Source organism: Nocardiopsis sp. NPDC006938 (genome assembly GCF_042869555.1).
Taxonomy (GTDB): Bacteria; Actinomycetota; Actinomycetes; order Streptosporangiales; family Streptosporangiaceae; genus Nocardiopsis.
In genome coordinates this window covers 311,201-329,120 of the sequence record NZ_JBIAGA010000004.1, presented here as the reverse complement: position 1 = coordinate 329,120, position 17,920 = coordinate 311,201, and the positions used below count along the sequence as shown (strand labels likewise).

Below are 17,920 nucleotides of genomic sequence, written 5' to 3'. Positions count from 1 at the left end.
TTGCATGTTGCAATCAGTGCACGACGAAGAGCCCATCGAGCACCTCCCGGTGCCGGGTGGCAGGTCAGGATGCCCCCTCAACATGACCGTCGAACTACTCGGAGACCGGTGGTCCCTGATCGTGCTGCGAGACATCGTCTTCGGAGGACACCGTCACTTCCGGGAACTTCTGGGCAACTCTCTGGAGGGGATCGCCTCGAACATCCTTTCCTCCCGGTTGTCGAAGCTGGTCAATGCGGGTCTGCTCAGCCGACACGATGACCCGAGCCACCGACAGAAGATTGAGTACCGACTCACCAAGCCCGCGATCGAGCTCATCCCGGTTCTTGCCCAGCTCGGTCAGTGGGGTACTCGCTGGCTGCCCACGGCACCGGAACTCGCGATCCGTGCACAGATCCTCGCTGACGGCGGCCCCCAACTGTGGAACCGCTTCATGGACGAGCTACGCGACGTACACCTCCACGAGATGGCTCCACCGGCCGACAGTGTGTTGACCATGCTGTCTCGGGCCCACCAGCGTGCGGTGGAAGCATCCTCCGGACGATGACCGATCCGAACGCGTCGCTTCCACCGCTGTGAAGCTCGAAGCACACGAACACGCCGATCTGTGCTCACGACGTTTCGTGCGACGTTGGGGCCGCTTCGTCGGTGGTGAACTGCCAGGCGTGTCCGTCTGCGGGGATGAGCGCCAGCATCGTCCGTGTGTCGAGGTGATATCGGAGCCGTCTTCGGAGAGGTACTCATGCGGCATGGCCACGAACGTTGGGGCCGCGAACTGGGCACATCGGCCCCGTCACCGAGGCGTCGCCCAGGTCACGGCTCTACCGCCACATCCTGTGGTCATCATCCTCGACCCACGGGGGTGTGCACGCTGTCCGTGCGAGCAGTCTCCCGACCTCCCGCGTGGGTCACCGACCTCCCGCTGGTTCCTGTGGTCATCCTCCACGGGCCCCACGCAGGAGAGGGGAGAGTGACTCAACGCCGCCGGTACACGGCCAACGTCCAGGGCACGAACACCACCACCAGGACCAGCGCGCACACCAGCGTCCACACCACCGAGGACGTCACTCCCGCCCCGGCCATGAGATCACGCACCGCCCGCGCCAGGTGCGCCACCGGGTTGACCTCGACCACCACCCGCAACCACCCGGGCAGGGTCTGGGCCGGAACGAACACGTCGCCCAGGAACGCCAGCGGGAACAGCAGGGTGCTGGCCGCCGTGACCGACGCCGCCGAACGCGCCACCAACCCCACCAGCAACCACACCCAGGTCAGGCACACGGCGAAGAGCACCAGCAGCGCCACCGCCGCCACCGTTCCCCCCACCCCGCCCTGGGGTCGAAACCCCAGGACCAGGCCGGCGCCCAGCACGCTCGACACCGCCAGCGTGTAGCGTGCCACGTCACCCACCAGCGACCCCACCAGCGGAGCCGGACGCCAGCCCACCAACGTGCGCAGCCGGTCGAACACTCCGCGCTCGATGTCGGTGTTGAGCCGCACACCACCGGCCGCGGTGCACAACACCACGCTCATCACCATCATCCCCGGCAGCAGGAAGGACAGGTAGGCGTCGGTGGAACCGGAGATCGCCCCGCCCAGCAGGTAGGTGAACATCACCATCATCAGCACGGGGAAGATCGTCACGTCGATGAGTTGGACGGGTTCGCGCCGCAGGTGGGACAGGGCCCGGCCGCCCAACAGGGCGACCGAGCGCACCGCCGTGGGACGCGCGGGCGCCGGATACGCCATCAGATTCTCAAGGGTCTCGGTGCGGTCCACGCGTTCCTCCCCGGTGTTCGGTGTGTACTCGGTCGTCTCGGCGCTCACGCGGCCTCCTCGCTCCCGGTCAGGGACAGGAACACCTCGTCCAGCTCGGGCGGCTGCACTCCGAAGGAGCCCACCGGCACCCGGGCGCGGGCCAGGGCCTCCAGGGCCCGGGCGCCGGATCGGGCGACCGGGTCCTCCCCGGTCAGGGTGGCGGTGAGGGTGTCCTCGTCCTGGATCACGGCGTGGTCGGTGTGCTCGGCCAGCACCCGGCGGGCTTCCTCGAGGTGGCCGCGTTCTTCCAGACGCAGGCGCAGGCGGGGTCGTCCGTGGTCGGCGCGCAGGCGGGCAGGGGAGCCCTCGGCCAGGACACGGCCCTGGTCGATGACCGCGACCCGGTCGGCCAGCTGGTCGGCCTCGACCAGGTACTGGGTGGTCAGCAGCACCGTGGTGCCCTGCTCGGCCAGGGAACGCACCATGTGCCAGACCTGGTCACGGCTGCGCGGGTCCAGTCCCGTGGTGGGTTCGTCCAGGAACAGCAGCCGGGGTGAGCCCAACAGGCTCGCGGCGATGTCGAGTCGGCGCCGCATACCGCCGGAGTAGGTGCGCACCGCCCGACCCGCCGCCTCCGTCAGGTCGAACACCTCCAACAGGCTCTCGACCCGGTCGCGGGCCACCGCCCGGCGGTGTCCGCTCAGGCGGGCCAACAGTATGAGGCCGGTACGCCCGTCGACTTCCTCGTCCAGACCGTTCTCCTGGCCGGTGACACCGATCAGGGTGCGCACCCGCCGGGCCTGGGACACCACGTCCAGGCCCAGCACCCGTGCGGTTCCGCCGGTGGGTACCAGGCGGGTGGTGAGCATGCGCACGGTGGTGGTCTTGCCGGCGCCGTTGGGTCCGAGCAGCCCGAAGACGGTACCGGTCCGGACTCGCAGGTCCAGGCCGCGCACGGCCGTGGTGGAGCCGAAGTCGCGGGTCAGCCCCTGGGTCTCGATGGCCCAGGGCGGTGTCTTGCCGTGCATGGTTGCCTCGCTTTCGTGCGGTAAGGGCCGCGCCTGGGCCGTGTGTGGTCCAGGCGGGGTGGGTGGGAGCGGTGTGCGCCTGGCTCAGGTGGGGCGGGCTCCGTTGAGGAAGAGCTCGACCAGCATGCGCGCGCCCGGTTCGGCGCCGCTCAGGTCCACCGCGCGGGCCAGGTGCAGGAAGGCGTTGCACAGCAGGGCCGGGTCGCGGTCGGCCAGTTCGCCGGCGGAGACCGCGTTTCGCAGGTGTTCGGTGAGCGGGTCCAGCAGCGCCGAGACGTAGGCGGTGCGCAACGCGGACCGCACGTCCTCCTCCAGTTGGTCCAGGGAGTCGAACAGGTACTGGTCGAACGAGGTGTCGGCCCCTGTGGGGTCGGCCACCGCCTCGGTGATGACGGCTTCCAACACGGTGGCCAACTCGCCCTCGGTGGCCAGGGCGCGGGTCAGGGCGCGGCCGCGTCGTTCGATGAAGGCCAGTGCCACCTGCTGGTGCAGGGTCTCCTTGCCGCCGGGGAAGTGGTGGTACAGCGTGGGTTTGCGCACCCCCACCTCGCGGGCGACTGCCTCCAGGGAGGTTCCCCGGTAGCCGTGGGCGGCGAAGTGGGCGGCGTAGACGCTCATGGCGCGTTCTCGGGTGTTGGAGTTCATGGGCGGTCTTCCCCCTGGGAATGGTGGGCGGGTGCGGTCTCCACTCTACCTACCGGTAGGTAGAGTGGAAACGGACACACCCGTGATCCCTTTCACCTCCCGCGCCCCCGGGCCCATCGGCCCCGGCAAGCCGACGGGTGAGGCGCGAAGGCCTCTCCCCCGCTTCGGCGGGCTCCTTGGCTTTTTGCCGAAGGCCCGAGCTTGCGGCATCCGGCGGGGAGATCGCCGAGGGCGGCCTCCCCAGAAGGGGTCCGGCCCTGCCCTCCCCCCGCCCACGGGGCGAGGGGAGGGGTGGCGGGGCCCTTCCTTGTAACGTTTCGTTGGTTACGTTTTTCTTGAAACGTTAGTAGGATTTCGCGACGAAACAGATCCCAGGAACCCCGCGATCCTGACTTCCGATAACCAAACCTTCTAGGAAGTCAGGACCCTGAGGGTGTCCCCACCCCCTCCGAACCCCTCACGCCCGCCCCCAACGTTATTGAGGGCGGACCCCCCACCCGCGAAAACGCGGCAGGTACAGCCAGCGCTGTACAATCCACCGGGGTTCGAACCCACCCCACCCCGAAAGGCGCTTGCACCTCAAGCCACTTGAGGCACCACAGTGACCCCATGGACAACGACACCCTGTACTCCATCGGAGACGCCGCACGCCGCAGCGGCCTGAGCGTCAGCGCCGTCCGCTTCTACGCCGACACCGACACCGTCCCGCCCACACACCTGACCGACGCGGGCCACCGCCTCTACGACGTCGACACCATCGCCCGCCTGGAACTCGTACGCACCCTCAGAGAACTCGACACCGACCTCAACGGCATCCGCCGCCTCCTGAAGGGCCACACCACCCTGCACGACCTGCTCACCACCCACCTGGAGATCGTCCTCGACCAGGAACGCGTCCTGCGCGCCCGAACAGCCGTACTGCGAACGCTCATCAAACAGGGCGCCACCCCCACCCGCGCCGACCTCATGCACCAACTCGTGACCATGACCGACGAGGAACGCGAACGGATCATCGAGGACTTCTGGAACGACGTCGCCCACGGCCTCGACGTCCCCGACGGGTTCGTCGACCGCCTGCGCACCATGCGCCCGCACCTGCCCGAGGACCCCACCCCCACCCAGCTCCAGGCATGGATCGAACTGGCCGACCTGGTACGCGACCCGGCCTTCCGCGACGCCGTACGCACCTACCTGCACCAGACCTACTCCACGGGCGTGGGACGCGACATCGCCAGCCCGCCCTTCCAACACTTCATGTACGAAAGCGGAGTCCCCCTCGTCGAAGAGGTCCTGGCCGCCCACCGCGCCGGCGAGCACCCGCGCTCCGCCCGCGCGCAGCGGGCCGTCATCGCTCTGATGGAGGCCGCCATGGAACTGTCCGAAGCCCCGTTGACACCCGAGGCCCGCAATCGCCAGGCCGAGGGGTTCCGACTCATCCCCGAACTCGAACGCCAGATCGCCGAAGAGGACGCCCAGTCCACCGACCCGGTCTACGACCACACCCACGGCCGCTACCTGGACCTGATGGCCCTGATCAACGACACCCCGCCCGACGAGGACACCCTGCCCTACGCCTGGATCGCCGACGCCATGAGCGCTCCCGAACCCCACCAACCCTGACCGCCCCGATCCCCTGCGCTGTCGGGGGCGAGGAGCTAGCCACAGGTCGAGCGGGGATCTGGGCGTCTGTCGGTGTCCGACCTGGAACAGCGCTTCCGCCTGACCCTGACCGCGAGCAACGCGTCTCCGCCCCGAGGCTCCCGACCACTGCCCCCGGACCCAGCTGCGGGAACCGGTGTCCCAAGCCGATGTGGCCTCCTCCTGGCAACATACGGAGGTTTCCGGTGCGCTCGGAGCATGGACAGACATCGGTTCCCGGCCCCCACCTCGTGCTGCGCGGGATGGCCAAACGCGCCTTTGGAGCCCGCGTGGCCCCGCAAGGCGGAAAGACCGTGCCATCGACTGTTCGATGGTCGATATCCAGCAGGCCAGACCCGCCTGCCACCTCCTCCCTTCTGATCTCCCCCGACGATTTCGGGAACTTACACTGAGCGGATGTTCGGCAGAGTGCAACATTGGCTGCGGCGACACGAAATGCTCGTCGATACGATCAGCGTCGCTCCCTTCCTGCTGTTGTGTGCGGGCGCGATCCTTGGCTACGCTGGCGCCGACCCCGGCCACCTGTCCGTGCCCCCGCACCTCGTCACCGCTTTCGCGCTACTGATACCGCTGGCATGGCGGCGCACCTTCCCTGTGGCCGTGTTCACGGTCGTCGCCGTTGTTGCCGCAGTGCAACTGGGTCTGGGGGTGGGGTTGATCGCCGCCGACTTCGCCGTCGTCGTCGCCATGTACACCGTTGCGGCGCGCTGCCAGTGGCTGTGGACGCTCACCGCGCTGGGCATCGTCGAAGTCGGCCTGCTCCTGGCCATCGCGCGGTCCCCCCACGCTGACTGGGGCGACTGGGACGCCTTCGCCACTTACACCTTTCTCATCCTGCTGTTCTGGGTCACCGGGCTCTATATGAAGGTCCGTCGACGCTACATCCTCGGTTTGGAGGAGCGCGCGCGGTGGCTGGAACGTGAGCGCGATACCCAGGCACAGACCGCAGTGGCCGAAGAGCGGGCGCGTATCGCCCGCGAGATGCACGACGTGGTGGCTCACAGTCTGAGCGTGATGGTGATCCAGGCCGACGGCGCGACCTACGCAATCGATGACGACCCGGCCCGGGCCAAGGGCGCACTGGAAACCATCGCGACTACGGGTAGGTCAGCGCTGGCTGAGGTGCGCGGGATTCTCGGGGTCCTCCGCGAAAGCGAGGAGGAGTACACACCGCAGCCCGGGATCAGGCAATTGGATCAGGTAATCGGCCAGATGCGCGGGGCGGGACTGCCGGTGGAGTTCACCGCCGAAGGGCAGCAGCGCCGACTTTCGGCCGGGGTGGAACTCGCCGCGTACCGCGTGATTCAAGAAGCGCTGACCAACACGCTCAAACACGCCGGTCCCGGAGTGAGCCGTGTCCAGGTGCGTGTGCACTACGGCGCGGACGCGCTGGAACTGCGGATCCTCGACGACGGGTGGGGCGCGGCCGCCCCTGGGGCCGCGGGCAACAGCCGGGGGCACGGCCTGATAGGTATGCGCGAGCGAGTGTCGGTGTACAGGGGCTCCGTGCGGACGGGGCCTCACACAGGCGGAGGTTTCGAGGTGGTGGCGTCACTGCCACTGCGCCCCAGCACCAGGTGAAACGAAAGGAAGAGCCGTGGATTCACCGGTCGAGCAGTCGGAGGAGATGATCCGCGTCATCCTCGTGGATGACCAGGAGCTGGTGCGGGTCGGCTTCCAGATGGTCCTGGACTCCCAATCCGATATGCGGGTCGTCGGTGAGGCCGGGGACGGGATCGAAGCGCTGGAGCTGCTGGAACGCGTGGAGGCCGACGTTGTGGTCATCGACGTGCGCATGCCGCGGATGGATGGTGTGGAGGCAGCACGCCGCATCCGCTCCATGGGCAATCAGCTGCGGGTACTGATTCTGACTACCTTCGATCTCGATGAGTACGTCTATGCCGCGTTGAGGGCTGGGGCCAGTGGTTTCCTTCTCAAGGACGCACCGCCAACCGCTTTGCTGTCGGCGATCCGCTCGGTCCATTCCGGTGATGCTGTTGTCGCCCCCAGCGCCACCCGCAGGCTTCTCGACCGGTTCGCCGACCGTCTGCCTGCGGATGACGGCGGCCCGGCGCGCCACGAGTCCCTCGATGTCCTGACGTCCCGTGAGCGTGAAGTCCTGGTACTGGTGGCCCGCGGATGGTCGAACACCGAGATCGCCGACAGGCTGTACGTGTCCGAGACAACGGTCAAGACGCACCTACGGCGGATTCTGACCAAGCTCGACCTGCGTGACCGCGTGCAGGCCGTGGTCTTCGCCTTTGACACCGGCCTGGTCGAAACCCGCGGAGACGGGCAGGACGCCCCCACGCCGTAGGCCCCGGATGGTACCCGGGACCTACGGCGTCTCGTCAGCGAATGTCAAGACGGTCCAAGATGGCCACCGCAGCGGTGACCACAACTGCGGCGATGCCGAGAGCCGCGGCCACGAGGACGGCCACGACCGCGGGAGTGACTGCCCCGCTGTCGGCGAATGTCCCGGTTCCCAACTGGGTTGCCCGGCTGACCAGTCCGTACGGCAGGAACATCGACAGGGTGTCGAGCCGTACCATCAGCAGGAATGCGCCGGTGGTCGCTCCCAACAGAGCCGCGGCGACGGGGGCCGCGAACGATCGCAGGAGCATCGAAAGACCGGATTGCAGGGCCGCCACCGGCAGGCAGGCCACGACGATGACGACACTGACCAGGAAATACCGGGGTGGCAGGACCCCGGGCAGCGCGAACACCAACTTTCCGGCCACGATCACGCTGCCCACCATCACGGCTTGCAGGGCCGCAGCCAGGGAAACCAGCACTGTTGTCTTGGCGAACACCACCTCGAAGCTGGATACCTTACTTCCCATCAGCGCATTCCAGTTGCCTCCCTGGTGCTCGACCCGCCACACCAGCGAGGCCAGCACTGCCACGCCGACGGCCAGCGGGAACAAGCCGTAGAAGACCACGACCCGCATCCACAGGGTGTGCCATCCCTCGCCCATCTGCTGGCCGGAGGCAAGTGTGTTGGCCACCCCGGTGATGACGGCCATCAGCGGCAGCAGAACCACCACGGCCCAGCTCAGGGAGCGCTTCAGCTTGAGGAACTCGGCTCGGACCGCTCCCATGGTCAGGCCTCCTGGCGGTCGAACATGCGGGTGGTGGCCAGGAACACGGCGCCGCCCAGGACTCCGAGGATGACCACACTCATGTAGGGCGGGTCGAGGGCGACCACGCCGCCTCCTCTCGTGTCGACAGGAGTGGACAGTGCGTAGTATCCCCACGGAAGGAGCACATGGTTGAGCCATGGGGGCATCCCCGTACTGGACAGGGCCACGAATACGCCCAGCACGCCGATACCCAGGCCTACGAGCTGATTGGGGATGCGTGCTGACAACAGGATGTGGAGGGCGAGGAGCACCAGATTCACCACCGCGATCGAGGCGGTGTAGCCCAGCCATTGCCCAGTGGGGAAGTTGGTCGTGATGCCGACCAACGCCCCCAGGACGATCACCACTGTGCTCTGGACAAGGATGGCCGCGGCCACGAGTGAGCCGGTGGCGACGAACTTGACCCGGCACAGGTGACCGGGAGTCAGGCCGGAGGTCTGGGAGAAGATCCAGCCGTTGCCTTGGTGCTCGACGTCGACCTGTCGGCTTGCCAGAACCGCCAGAAGGATGGGCGAGACCAGCGGCACGGCGAGCGCCAGTCCCGCGAGCAGCCACTGCCACGGTTGCGCGGCGGGGTCGTCGACCGAGGCCATGAATCCGGGAGTGGTGAAGGTGATGCACGACAGCGCGACCACGCCGATGACCATGATGACAAGGACGGGTGCCACGTGCAGGCGGCGCATTTTCGCGAACTCGTTCGCCACGGCGCGACCGATCACAGACCCCGTCCCCCTGTCAGATCCATGAACACGTCCTCGAGTGACTGATCCTCACGGCGCACGCCGTGGATGGCGACGCGCCTGTCAACGAGGTAGGCCACCAGGTGAGCGGTGGCGGCGTGGTCGAGTCCGGGAATCCGTACGCTGTCCCCGTCGCGGACAGCGCCCGACCGGGCGGTGAGAGCGGTCGCCTGGTCGGGATCTGAGGTGTCGATGAGCACGTCGGGGACCGACCGGGCGAACAGTTGCTCCCGTGTGCCCTGGAAGAGCATGCGGCCTTCGCTGAGGATACCGAGGACGGTGGCCGTCCGGTCGATCTCGCCCAGCAGGTGACTGGAAACCATCACAGTGGTCCCGCGGTCGGCCAACTGTTTGAGTAGGCGCCTCATCTCCTCGATTCCGGCAGGGTCAAGACCGTTGGTGGGCTCGTCGAGGATCAGGATCTGCGGCTCCCGGGCCAGCGCCATCGCGATTCCCAGGCGCTGCTTCATTCCCAGAGAGTAGTCGCGTACCCGCTTGTCGAGATGGTCCTGGAGACGCACGACCTCTACGGCCCGATTGACCTGACCATCGCCGAGGTCCAATAGCCGCTGCGCCAATCGCATGTTCTCGCGACCGGTGAGGTGGACGTAGGCCGGCGGGGCCTCGATGAGCGAACCCATTTCACCCAGCAGATCGCGACGTGTCGACCTCTGCATTTGGCGGCCCATGATGTGGACATCGCCGGAGGTGGGGCGCACCAACGACAGCAGCATTTTCATGGTGGTCGACTTCCCTGACCCGTTGGGTCCCAGAAATCCGTATACGCACCCTCTTGGAACACGTAGATCTAGGTTTTGGACAACTGCCTGGTTTCCGTACGTCTTGCCCAGGCCATGGGTAGTGATCGCTTCAGACACACGATCACTGTGTCCCAGAGCCCTGCCTGAACGCATCGACCCAGGAGATGACGTCCCCGGTACTCCTTGAGGAGGACTCGAACAGCGAATCCGACTTCAAGTAGTACGGGTGTCGTTGACGAACGCGGACCGCGTCGCCACGCCCTGGACATCACACCCATGGCTGTAAGTGCTCTGGACAGGCACAGCCCACGTCGCCGGGGTGGGTGGGCGGGCACGGCCCAGCCCGACCACCGGAAACCCCGCCGGGGAACTCCTTCCGGGGCGGGAACCACTCCAGGGCGCCGATCAGCAGCGTCGCACGTCGCAGGGCCAGACGGGAGGAGGCGACCAGATCCCTCCCCGCGCCGCCGCGGACCCGGAGGGCGAGAGCGAGGGCGAAGGCCCGGGCGGCCCTCGGGTGGTCCCGGGCGACGAAGTGGACCTTGCCCAGGTGCTGCCACAGGACGGCTTCGCGAGCGGTGCCACGGCACAGGTCGATCAGTTCGCCGTACTCGGCGGCGGCCCAGTCGACCCGGCCCAGGTCACGACGAACGTCAGCGAGCAGCGCCCGGTGGCGCACGGTCGGCTCGGCGCGGGCCAGAGCCAGCGCGAGGGGCTCCGCCTTCCCCGGGTGGCCGCCCCAGAGCTTCTCCAGGACCGGCAGCGCCCGGTCGTGCTCGTGAGCGGCGCGGAACTCACTCAGGTCCTCGATCACCGGAAGCAGGGTGAGGGCGTTCATGTACCAGCCCGGTCCGCCCGGTATCCGTGTCCCGGACGTTCCCGAGCGGGGTTCCGATCCACGGGAGGTCATGTGCGGCAGGCTATCCGGAGTACCGGCGGCCGGGAACCCGTCGCCGCGTCCACCGGTTCCTCGGCGGCCGCGCGACGCCGGGCCCCCTACCCTCAGGGCGTCACGACGATCTTGCCCCGCACGCCCCCGCGCTCCAGCCTGCGGTGCGCCTCGGACACCTCCTCCATCGGCAGCACGGCGCTGACCACCGGCGCGACCGCTCCCCCGTCCACCAGGGCCGCCAGCTCCTCCAGCTCTGCCTGCGAGGGGTCGTTGCTGAACGCGCCCAGGCGCGTGCGCCGGTCCAGGCCGCCCGCGACCACCCACAGCGCGGACCGGATCGGGCGGGTGGGGTCCAGGGCCAGCGGGAACAGTGTGCCTCCCCGTACCAGCCGGTCCCGCACCCGGGCCATCCGCGTACCGACCAGGTCGACGATCACGTCGTAGCGGCCCAGGTCCTCCAGATCGGTGCGGCGGTGGTCGAAGGCCTCCTCGGCGCCCAACCCCCGCAACCAGTCCAGGTGGGCCGCCCCGGCCAGCGCGGTGACACGTGCCCCGAGGTGGACGCCCAGCTGCACGGCGACCACCCCCACCCCTCCGGCCGCCCCGCGCACCAGCAACCGCTGCCCCGATCCCAGCGCCACCCGCCGGGTCAGGGCGTGCAGCGCCGTCGTACCCGAGGACGGCAACGCCGCGGCCTCCCACGCCGGAACCGAACGCGGAGCCGCCGCGACCCGCTCCTGCGGGACGACCACCTGCTCGGCCATGGCGCCGAAGGTGCCGTGCGGGACCACTCCCCACACCACGTCACCGACCCCCACGCGCGTGACGGCGGCCCCCACCTGGGCGATACTCCCCACGAAGTCCACCCCCGTCCCGGCGGGCATGCGCTGGCGCAGCACACGGCGCAGCCGCCCCGCTCGGATGGGGACCTCACCTCCGCCCACGGCGGCCGCCGACACCCGCACCCGCACCTGGCCCGCGCCCACCGGGGGCGGGGTGAGCCCGTCGACGACATCCAGGACCTCGGGCCCTCCGTAGCGTTCGTAGCGCACCGCGCGCATGGTTCCTCCTCGTGCGGGGAAGCCCCCGCCGTCTGTGTGGGTTCTCACCGGTGGTGGCCGGTGCCACTGTCGGCAACCGGACCCCGGCTGCCGCCCATCCCGACGACGCCGAAAGTGAGACGACAGATGGTCCAGGACCCGCAGTTGCGGCAGGACGCCCGACGCAACCGGCTCCGTGTGCTCAGGGCCGCCCGGTCGGTCTTCCGTGACCGGGGCCTGGAGGCGACCACACAGGCCGTGGCCCGCAGCGCAGGGGTCTCGAACGCGACCGTCCACCGCCGCTTCCCCACCCGCGACGCACTCGTGGCGGACCTGGCCGAGCAGGCGGAGCGGGAGCTGGTGGAGCGTTTCGAGGAGCTGGCCCGGTCCGCCGCGGCCGATCTGGCGTTGGAACGCGCTCTCCGAGTCGTCGCCGCCGAGACGGTCGCCACGCGCGCGTGCTCCCCGGATCACCGCGCGCGTTTCCCCGAGCGGGCCCGGGCCCTGGACGCGCGCGTGCACGAGGAACTCCATCGCCTCCTGGTCCGCGCCCGGGAGGGCGGGAGCGTCGCGGCCGATGTGGGCGCCGGGGACCTGCGGCTGCTCAGGGTCGCCGTCACGGCGGCCGTGGACGGTGAGCCCGACCGCGACCTGGCCGCCCGCGCCGCCCAGCGTGTGGTGACGCACTTCGTGCGGTCGTTCCGTGTGAGGGGGTCCCGGTAGTTCTCGCGGAAAATCCCACGGTTGACGTCCGGCCCGGACCCCGGCCCGTTTCCCGTGAGACCCGGTGACTTCCGGGCTGAACGCTGGCCGGAGTCGCCCGGTAGGCGCCTGCACCACGTCGCCGCGACGTCTTCGTCTTCGATGGTCAGAAGGCACGGCAGAGGCCAGGTTCCCCCATTCGATGGGTCACGGCTCTTCCGCCAATTCCTCCCTTGTAGGCCGCTGCGCGCATATCCGAATCAGAACGGCCGGTGGCGGTAAGCCGCGCCTCGACGGCTCGCTCATGCCACTGGCCGTTCGATTGCTGCTCAAGTCCCCCGGGGATACGGATAGTGAGCGTCGACCAGTATGATGGGACTCATGTCGCAGCCGGTGCGTATCGTCTCGTTACTGTTCCCCAACGTCACTCAACTCGATCTCACTGGCCCCGTTCAGGTGTTCTCGCGCCTACCAGGTGTCGAACAGCATGTGGTCTGGCATCGAATCGAACCTGTGCCCACTGATGCGGGTTTCTCGATCGTGCCGACGTCGACGTTCGCGGACGCTTCGCAGGCTGACGTCTTGTTCGTACCTGGAGGACAGGGTGCGTTCGAACTCTTCGAGGACGAGCAGGCACTCGATTTCCTCCGTCGGCAGGCAGCCGGGGCGCGGTACGTCACCAGTGTGTGCACGGGTTCCTTCGCGTTGGCCGCCGCAGGCCTCCTCGATGGACGACGAGCGACGAGCCATTGGGGCTCCCTTCGTCTCCTGGAGCGCCTCGGCGCCATTCCGACGGCGGAGCGCGTCGTACGTGATGGAAAGGTCATCACGGGTGCCGGAGTTTCCAGTGGAATCGACTTCGCTTTGACGCTGGCATCCGAACTGTTCGGCTCGGATGTGGCGAAGCGGGCACAGCTCGCGATCGAGTACGATCCGAATCCGCCATTTGACGCGGGATCACCGATGCGACCGGGTGCGGACCCCGAACATGTGGCTGATGTCGTCGAGAGGATGAACCGTTATCGCGGTCCGCTGGTGGATCGAGCGGCGGAGCGCCTGAGAAGGGTTCGATGAAAGAACCGTCGCTCGCACATCCGATCCCCCAACGGCCATCTACGACGTCCAGGGGCACCACGAGATCTCTCACTCCTCGGAGTCGGCGATCAACGCCCGGCTCGTCCTCGGGCTGGGCCAGAGGGCACCGTAGGCCGAAAGCTTGCTCATCAGCATCGCTGCCGTGGAGTGCCCGTCCTTGAAGGACGGCGGCCAGGCACAGCATGTCGTCGAGTGGGTGCGGATCAGCTCCTGGGAGCTGATGGTGCAGAGGACGGTGCGTAGCTGGGAGAGTCGGCCTCCGAGAACACCTGGTTGGCCGACGTGAGCCTCCGGCCGGGGGTCAGGGGCCCTGGTCGTCGGTGGTGGTCGACCCCAGCTCGTTCAACCAGGCCAGGTGACTGGCCAGGGCCGTGCGGCCCTGCGGGGTCAGGCGGAACCAGGTCTTGGGGCGGCGCCCGACGGCCCCCTTGCGGACCTCCAGGTATCCGGCGGCCTCCAGGGTGCGGCTGTGTTTGGAGACCATCGGGTCGCTGATGCCGATGAGGTCGCGCACGGTGGCGAAGTCGATCCACTTGGCGCCCTGGAGGAGCGCGCACATCGCCAGGCGGGGTCCGGTCTCCAGTTCCGGGTGGCGTTGGGCGCTCACGCCCGTACCCGGCCGGACTCGATGTCACGGCGCATGGCCGCGTGTACCCACAGGTAGCCGCACAGTGAGGCCAAAGCCACGGGCCCCAACACGGCCAGTGCCAGCCCCACCTGTCCCTGTCCGACCAGGGTGTGGATGGCGATCAGTCCGAGGACCGTGACGATCAGGACCACCACGCGCGGGCGCCGGGCGCTGGGGTAGGAGCTGGCCCAACGGGGCAGGGTGACGCCGGTACGCCGCCGTCGGACCCAGCTCAGTGCGGCCGCGGCCACGGCCACCGCGACCAGGACCCACTGGAGGTGGCGGCCGTCGAGTGCGAGCAGGGACATCCAGATCGGCAGGCCCGCGACCAGTGTGCAGCCGACCGCTTGGAGGGCCCAGAAGGAGGCGGGCGGCGCGGTGTGGGCGGCGAGCCTGCGGCGGGCCTCGGCGGCCTGGTCGAGCGGGGGTGTGGGGTCGGCGTCCATGATCATCTCCTGTCCGTTCGTCAATAACTTTCTAAAAGGAAAGTAGATTCCATGGGCAGGCGTTGTCAACCCCCGGAGTCGCCAGGCCCGGCCGGGACCCTGGCCAGCGCCGGACTCCGCCCACGCCACTCCGGGTGACCGGGCCACGGCAAGGCGACGGGCGGACCCGACACCGCGGCGAGCGAACCGTTGGCCACGACTCCGCTCTGAGCGACCTGCCCCCGCCCGTCAGCGAACGACCGTCACAGCGGGGGCTCGCCATCACACCACCGCACGAACCCCGCCGCCAGCCTCACAGGGCGTGCCCACCCGCGACCTGCACGACCTGCCCCGTCACCCAACGCGCCTGGTCGGAGGCGAGGAAAACCACCGCGTCGGCGATGTCGTCGGGGGTGCCCACCCGCCCCATCGGCACGACCCGCGCCACACGCTCCACCAGATCCGCGTCCATCCACCCCGTCTGCACCGGCCCGGGCGCCACCGCGTTCACCCGCACACCACCGGGCGCCAGATCCAACGCCATCGACCGGGTCAACGCCTCCAACGCCGCCTTGGACGTCCCATAACCGGTCTGGCCGGGAAAGGCCCGGGCCGCGTCCGTGCTGACATTGACCACGCACAGCGGCTCGCCACCGCGACGCCGCGCCACCACCTCACTGGTCAGCACCGCCGGGGCCACGGCGTTCACCCGGTAGTGGCGCTCCAGCGAGGCGTGCGTCAACGTCTCCACGGTGTCGGGGGTCTCGCAGTGCGCGGCGTTGTTCACCAGTACGTGGATCGCCCCGGTCCGCCCCACGACCTCACCCACCAACCACGGGAGCGCCTGGGGATCGGACAGGTCGGCGCCCACCGCGAACGCGCCGTTGCCGAGCTCGTCCGCCCACCGGTGCGCCGCCTGGCGACCGGGGGTCACGTGCGCCCACGCGGTTCCCTCCGGAGCGGGCGGGTCCTGGTCCAGGTAGTGCACCGCCACGCGGGCGCCCTGGGCGGCGAAGGCGCGGCCGATCGCCCCGCCGATGTTTCCCGAACCGCCCGTCACCAGGACGGTCCGTCCCGCCAGACCGGTGTCGATCATGATCTCTCCTCAACGTCGTCCACTGCGAACCGGATACACGAACGCGCCGACGCGGAGGACCGCGCGGCACGGCGGAACAGGAGAGGAGGAGAAGGAGAAAGAGAGAGCGAAACACGGCGTCCCGACCAGGGCAGGGGTTCTCCCCACGGGGCATCACGCCACGCACGCGGGGACCGACCACTCAGGAACGCATGCGGAGCACGATACGCGCTCCACCCCGCGCCCGCCACGCGATTACTCTCCCGAGACCCTCGAACACGTCCCGCCCGGCAAGCGCCAACAGTGGCTCCGACCGCCCGTGGCGGACTACATTGGGTACGCACACCACGACCGAGGAGGTGGGACCGATCAACGCGACAGCAGGACGGGCACCCCGCACTCCGCACGCCACCGAGGTGTAGCCCCCGGGGTGTCCGAAGACACCCCGAAAGGCCCCCTTGTCACACCTCCCCTGCCCACCCTCCACCTCGCTCGTCGCCCAGCTGCGCAAGGCCGGATGCGTGTTCGCCGAAGAGGAGGCGGCACTGATCACCGCCACCGCGCACACCCCCCGCGAACGCGCTCGCATGGCCGAGCGGCGCAGCTCCGGAACCCCGCTCGAACACGTCCTCGGCTGGGCACGCTTCCACGACCTGCGCCTACGCGTCGAGCCCGGTGTGTTCGTCCCCCGCCCCCGAACCGAGTTCCTCGCGACCAAGGCCCTGGCCCGCACACGCCCCGGGGCCCTGGTCGTGGACCTGTGCTGCGGCACCGGCGCCCTGGGCGCCTACCTGGCCACCCGCCAACGCGGGGTGCGCCTGCACGCCACCGACATCGACGCCACCAGCGTGCGCTGCGCCCAACACAACATCGCCCCCCTGGGTGGACGGGCCCACCACGGTGACCTTTTCTCCCCGCTACCGGCCACCCTGCGCGGCCGCGTTGACGTGGTGGTCGTCAACGCCCCCTATGTGCCCACGGAGCAGATCGCCCTCCTGCCCACCGAGGTACGCGACCACGAACCCCGTCGTTCCCTGGACGGCGGCCTCGACGGACTCGACGTGGTGCGCCGCGTCTGTGCCCACGCCCGCGCCTGGTTGGCGCCTCGCGGGCACCTGCTGATCCAGGCCAACCCGGGTCAGCGGACCGACGCCATGGCCGCCCTGACGGCGGGGGGACTCCTGGCCACCTCGTTGACCTGCGACGACACCGACACCTGTGTGGTCATCGGCCAACGCCGCTGACCGGTCTGACGGTGCTCGCCCTCACCCCCGGGCGAGGGCGAGCACCCGACCCAGGTGGTGCTCGACGATCCGCTCCATCACCTCGCGTTCGGGGAAGTCCCCGTCCAGCAGCCGCAACGGCCCGGCCACCAACGACAGGTGCTGGGCCCACGTGTACAGATCCAGGCGGGCCGGGTCCAGACCGGACCGCTCCAGGCGCGGGTACCGGTCACCGAACCGCAGCCGCAGGAACACGTGCTCCCACTCGGCGTCGAAGAACATCAGCCCCTCCACGTCGATCAGCACCGGCTCGCCCCCAGCGTCCACCAGGACGTGGTCGGGCCCCAGTTCACCGTGCACCAGACCGTGTTCGAACCGGGGCCCCACCGCTTCGAACAGCGCGCCCAGCCGCACCTGCACCTGGGAGGCGACCCCCGCCAGCTCCGACCGGCGCCGCGCCCCCTCCGCCAGATCCTCCCGTGCCCGGTCCACCACCACCCGCGCGCACGAACGCTCCCGGTCCAGCGGCCGCCCCACCTTGCCCACCCCCGGCTCCCGCCGGGTGCCCATCGCCGTCAACGCCTCGCCCAACCGGTCCAGTACCCCCTCGACGAGGGTGGGGGAGCCGTGGCGCATGTGGTCCTCCAGGGTGGGGCCGCGCACGTCCTCCACCAGGGCCACGTCCCCCAGGTCGGCGAGGCCGTAGCCCGCCCAGTACACGCGCGGGGTGCGCACTCCCACCGATCCCAGTGCCCGGGTGGCCGTCTCGAACAGGTCGGCGCCGTCGGCGTGGTCCAGGGGCCCCTGCTCGGGTTCGGGGCCGGTGGGCCAGTAGTTCTCCGCGGTGTTCCACACGTAGGCGACCAGGGTGGAGGAGTCGGCGGCCACCAGCCGGTACACGCCCTTCTTGGTGCCGCCGCGCAGCCGCTCCACCCCCACCACACGCAGACCCAGGACGCGCCGGGCCAGTCGGGTGAGGGCGTGGGACGGTACACGTGCGCGCGTGGGACCCATGAGAACTCCTTGGCGAGGGGACGGATGGTCGAACGCTATGCCAGACCCGCGCTCCACGGAGGCCACCCCAGGCGAACACCGGACGACACCAG

The 17,920-nt window shown here is 69.2% G+C and carries 19 protein-coding genes; 7 read left to right on the top strand and 12 right to left on the bottom strand.

The window, feature by feature from the left end; translation table 11 throughout:
* The first annotated feature begins 4 nt into the window (after positions 1 to 4).
* The gene (locus ACFYL4_RS08950) at positions 5 to 547 is read left to right on the top strand and encodes a winged helix-turn-helix transcriptional regulator (RefSeq protein ID WP_387517622.1); all 543 of its coding nucleotides are present in this window, start codon (positions 5 to 7) and stop codon (positions 545 to 547) included.
* Between the two features lie 428 nt (positions 548 to 975).
* On the opposite strand, the gene ACFYL4_RS08945 is transcribed toward ACFYL4_RS08950, so the two are convergent.
* The 3 genes from ACFYL4_RS08945 to ACFYL4_RS08935 form a co-directional block, all read right to left on the bottom strand.
* On the bottom strand, positions 976 to 1,827 hold the full coding sequence (locus ACFYL4_RS08945; RefSeq protein ID WP_387517620.1) for an ABC transporter permease: 852 nt from the start codon (positions 1,825 to 1,827) through the stop codon (positions 976 to 978).
* Positions 1,824 to 2,786, bottom strand: a complete 963-nt coding sequence (locus ACFYL4_RS08940; protein ID WP_387517618.1) for an ATP-binding cassette domain-containing protein — start codon at positions 2,784 to 2,786, stop codon at positions 1,824 to 1,826. Before ACFYL4_RS08940 ends, ACFYL4_RS08945 begins: the two co-directional genes overlap by 4 nt.
* 84 nt (positions 2,787 to 2,870) lie before the next feature.
* Positions 2,871 to 3,431 carry a TetR/AcrR family transcriptional regulator gene (locus ACFYL4_RS08935; RefSeq protein ID WP_357766940.1) on the bottom strand — a complete coding sequence of 187 codons (561 nt, stop codon included), beginning with the start codon at positions 3,429 to 3,431 and terminating at the stop codon, positions 2,871 to 2,873.
* 609 nt (positions 3,432 to 4,040) lie between these two features.
* Between ACFYL4_RS08935 and ACFYL4_RS08930 the strand changes: the two genes are divergently transcribed.
* The 3 genes from ACFYL4_RS08930 to ACFYL4_RS08920 all read left to right on the top strand — a co-directional run bounded on the left by ACFYL4_RS08930 (position 4,041) and on the right by ACFYL4_RS08920 (position 7,407).
* Positions 4,041 to 5,051, top strand: coding sequence for a MerR family transcriptional regulator (locus ACFYL4_RS08930; RefSeq protein WP_387517615.1), 1,011 nt, complete (start codon positions 4,041 to 4,043; stop codon positions 5,049 to 5,051).
* 435 nt (positions 5,052 to 5,486) lie between these two features.
* Positions 5,487 to 6,671, top strand: coding sequence for a sensor histidine kinase (locus ACFYL4_RS08925; protein WP_387517613.1), 1,185 nt, complete (start codon positions 5,487 to 5,489; stop codon positions 6,669 to 6,671).
* Positions 6,672 to 6,717: 46 nt separating this feature from the next.
* Entirely contained in the window at positions 6,718 to 7,407 is a 690-nt protein-coding gene (locus ACFYL4_RS08920; RefSeq protein WP_387517809.1) for a response regulator, read from the top strand.
* 34 nt (positions 7,408 to 7,441) lie between these two features.
* On the opposite strand, the gene ACFYL4_RS08915 is transcribed toward ACFYL4_RS08920, so the two are convergent.
* The 5 genes from ACFYL4_RS08915 to ACFYL4_RS08895 all read right to left on the bottom strand — a co-directional run bounded on the left by ACFYL4_RS08915 (position 7,442) and on the right by ACFYL4_RS08895 (position 11,687).
* Complete coding sequence (locus ACFYL4_RS08915) at positions 7,442 to 8,191, bottom strand: ABC transporter permease (RefSeq protein WP_387517611.1); 750 nt, start codon at positions 8,189 to 8,191, stop codon at positions 7,442 to 7,444.
* 2 nt (positions 8,192 to 8,193) lie between these two features.
* A complete protein-coding gene (locus ACFYL4_RS08910) occupies positions 8,194 to 8,937 on the bottom strand; it encodes an ABC transporter permease (protein ID WP_387517609.1) in 744 nt (247 codons plus the stop codon).
* A gap of 11 nt (positions 8,938 to 8,948) precedes the next feature.
* Complete coding sequence (locus tag ACFYL4_RS08905; RefSeq protein ID WP_387517607.1) at positions 8,949 to 9,851, bottom strand: ATP-binding cassette domain-containing protein; 903 nt, start codon at positions 9,849 to 9,851, stop codon at positions 8,949 to 8,951.
* 151 nt (positions 9,852 to 10,002) lie between these two features.
* On the bottom strand, positions 10,003 to 10,644 hold the full coding sequence (locus ACFYL4_RS08900) for a hypothetical protein (RefSeq protein WP_387517605.1): 642 nt from the start codon (positions 10,642 to 10,644) through the stop codon (positions 10,003 to 10,005).
* 92 nt (positions 10,645 to 10,736) lie between these two features.
* Entirely contained in the window at positions 10,737 to 11,687 is a 951-nt protein-coding gene (locus tag ACFYL4_RS08895; RefSeq protein WP_387517603.1) for an NAD(P)-dependent alcohol dehydrogenase, read from the bottom strand.
* 126 nt (positions 11,688 to 11,813) lie between these two features.
* On the opposite strand from ACFYL4_RS08895, the gene ACFYL4_RS08890 reads away from it, so the two are divergent.
* Both ACFYL4_RS08890 and ACFYL4_RS08885 read left to right on the top strand, forming a co-directional pair.
* Entirely contained in the window at positions 11,814 to 12,389 is a 576-nt protein-coding gene (locus ACFYL4_RS08890; protein ID WP_387517601.1) for a TetR/AcrR family transcriptional regulator, read from the top strand.
* A gap of 360 nt (positions 12,390 to 12,749) precedes the next feature.
* The gene (locus ACFYL4_RS08885; RefSeq protein ID WP_387517599.1) at positions 12,750 to 13,442 is read left to right on the top strand and encodes a DJ-1/PfpI family protein; all 693 of its coding nucleotides are present in this window, start codon (positions 12,750 to 12,752) and stop codon (positions 13,440 to 13,442) included.
* A gap of 322 nt (positions 13,443 to 13,764) precedes the next feature.
* Here the strand turns inward: ACFYL4_RS08885 and ACFYL4_RS08880 are convergent, their stop codons facing one another.
* The 3 genes from ACFYL4_RS08880 to ACFYL4_RS08870 form a co-directional block, all read right to left on the bottom strand.
* Positions 13,765 to 14,070, bottom strand: a complete 306-nt coding sequence (locus ACFYL4_RS08880) for a transcriptional regulator (RefSeq protein WP_357766955.1) — start codon at positions 14,068 to 14,070, stop codon at positions 13,765 to 13,767.
* Complete coding sequence (locus ACFYL4_RS08875; protein ID WP_387517597.1) at positions 14,067 to 14,561, bottom strand: hypothetical protein; 495 nt, start codon at positions 14,559 to 14,561, stop codon at positions 14,067 to 14,069. Before ACFYL4_RS08875 ends, ACFYL4_RS08880 begins: the two co-directional genes overlap by 4 nt.
* 268 nt (positions 14,562 to 14,829) lie before the next feature.
* Positions 14,830 to 15,612 carry an SDR family NAD(P)-dependent oxidoreductase gene (locus ACFYL4_RS08870; RefSeq protein ID WP_387517595.1) on the bottom strand — a complete coding sequence of 261 codons (783 nt, stop codon included), beginning with the start codon at positions 15,610 to 15,612 and terminating at the stop codon, positions 14,830 to 14,832.
* A gap of 437 nt (positions 15,613 to 16,049) precedes the next feature.
* On the opposite strand from ACFYL4_RS08870, the gene ACFYL4_RS08865 reads away from it, so the two are divergent.
* Entirely contained in the window at positions 16,050 to 16,835 is a 786-nt protein-coding gene (locus tag ACFYL4_RS08865) for a putative protein N(5)-glutamine methyltransferase (RefSeq protein WP_387517593.1), read from the top strand.
* A gap of 21 nt (positions 16,836 to 16,856) precedes the next feature.
* On the opposite strand, the gene ACFYL4_RS08860 is transcribed toward ACFYL4_RS08865, so the two are convergent.
* Positions 16,857 to 17,828 carry a phosphotransferase family protein gene (locus ACFYL4_RS08860; protein ID WP_387517591.1) on the bottom strand — a complete coding sequence of 324 codons (972 nt, stop codon included), beginning with the start codon at positions 17,826 to 17,828 and terminating at the stop codon, positions 16,857 to 16,859.
* Positions 17,829 to 17,920 lie beyond the last annotated feature (92 nt).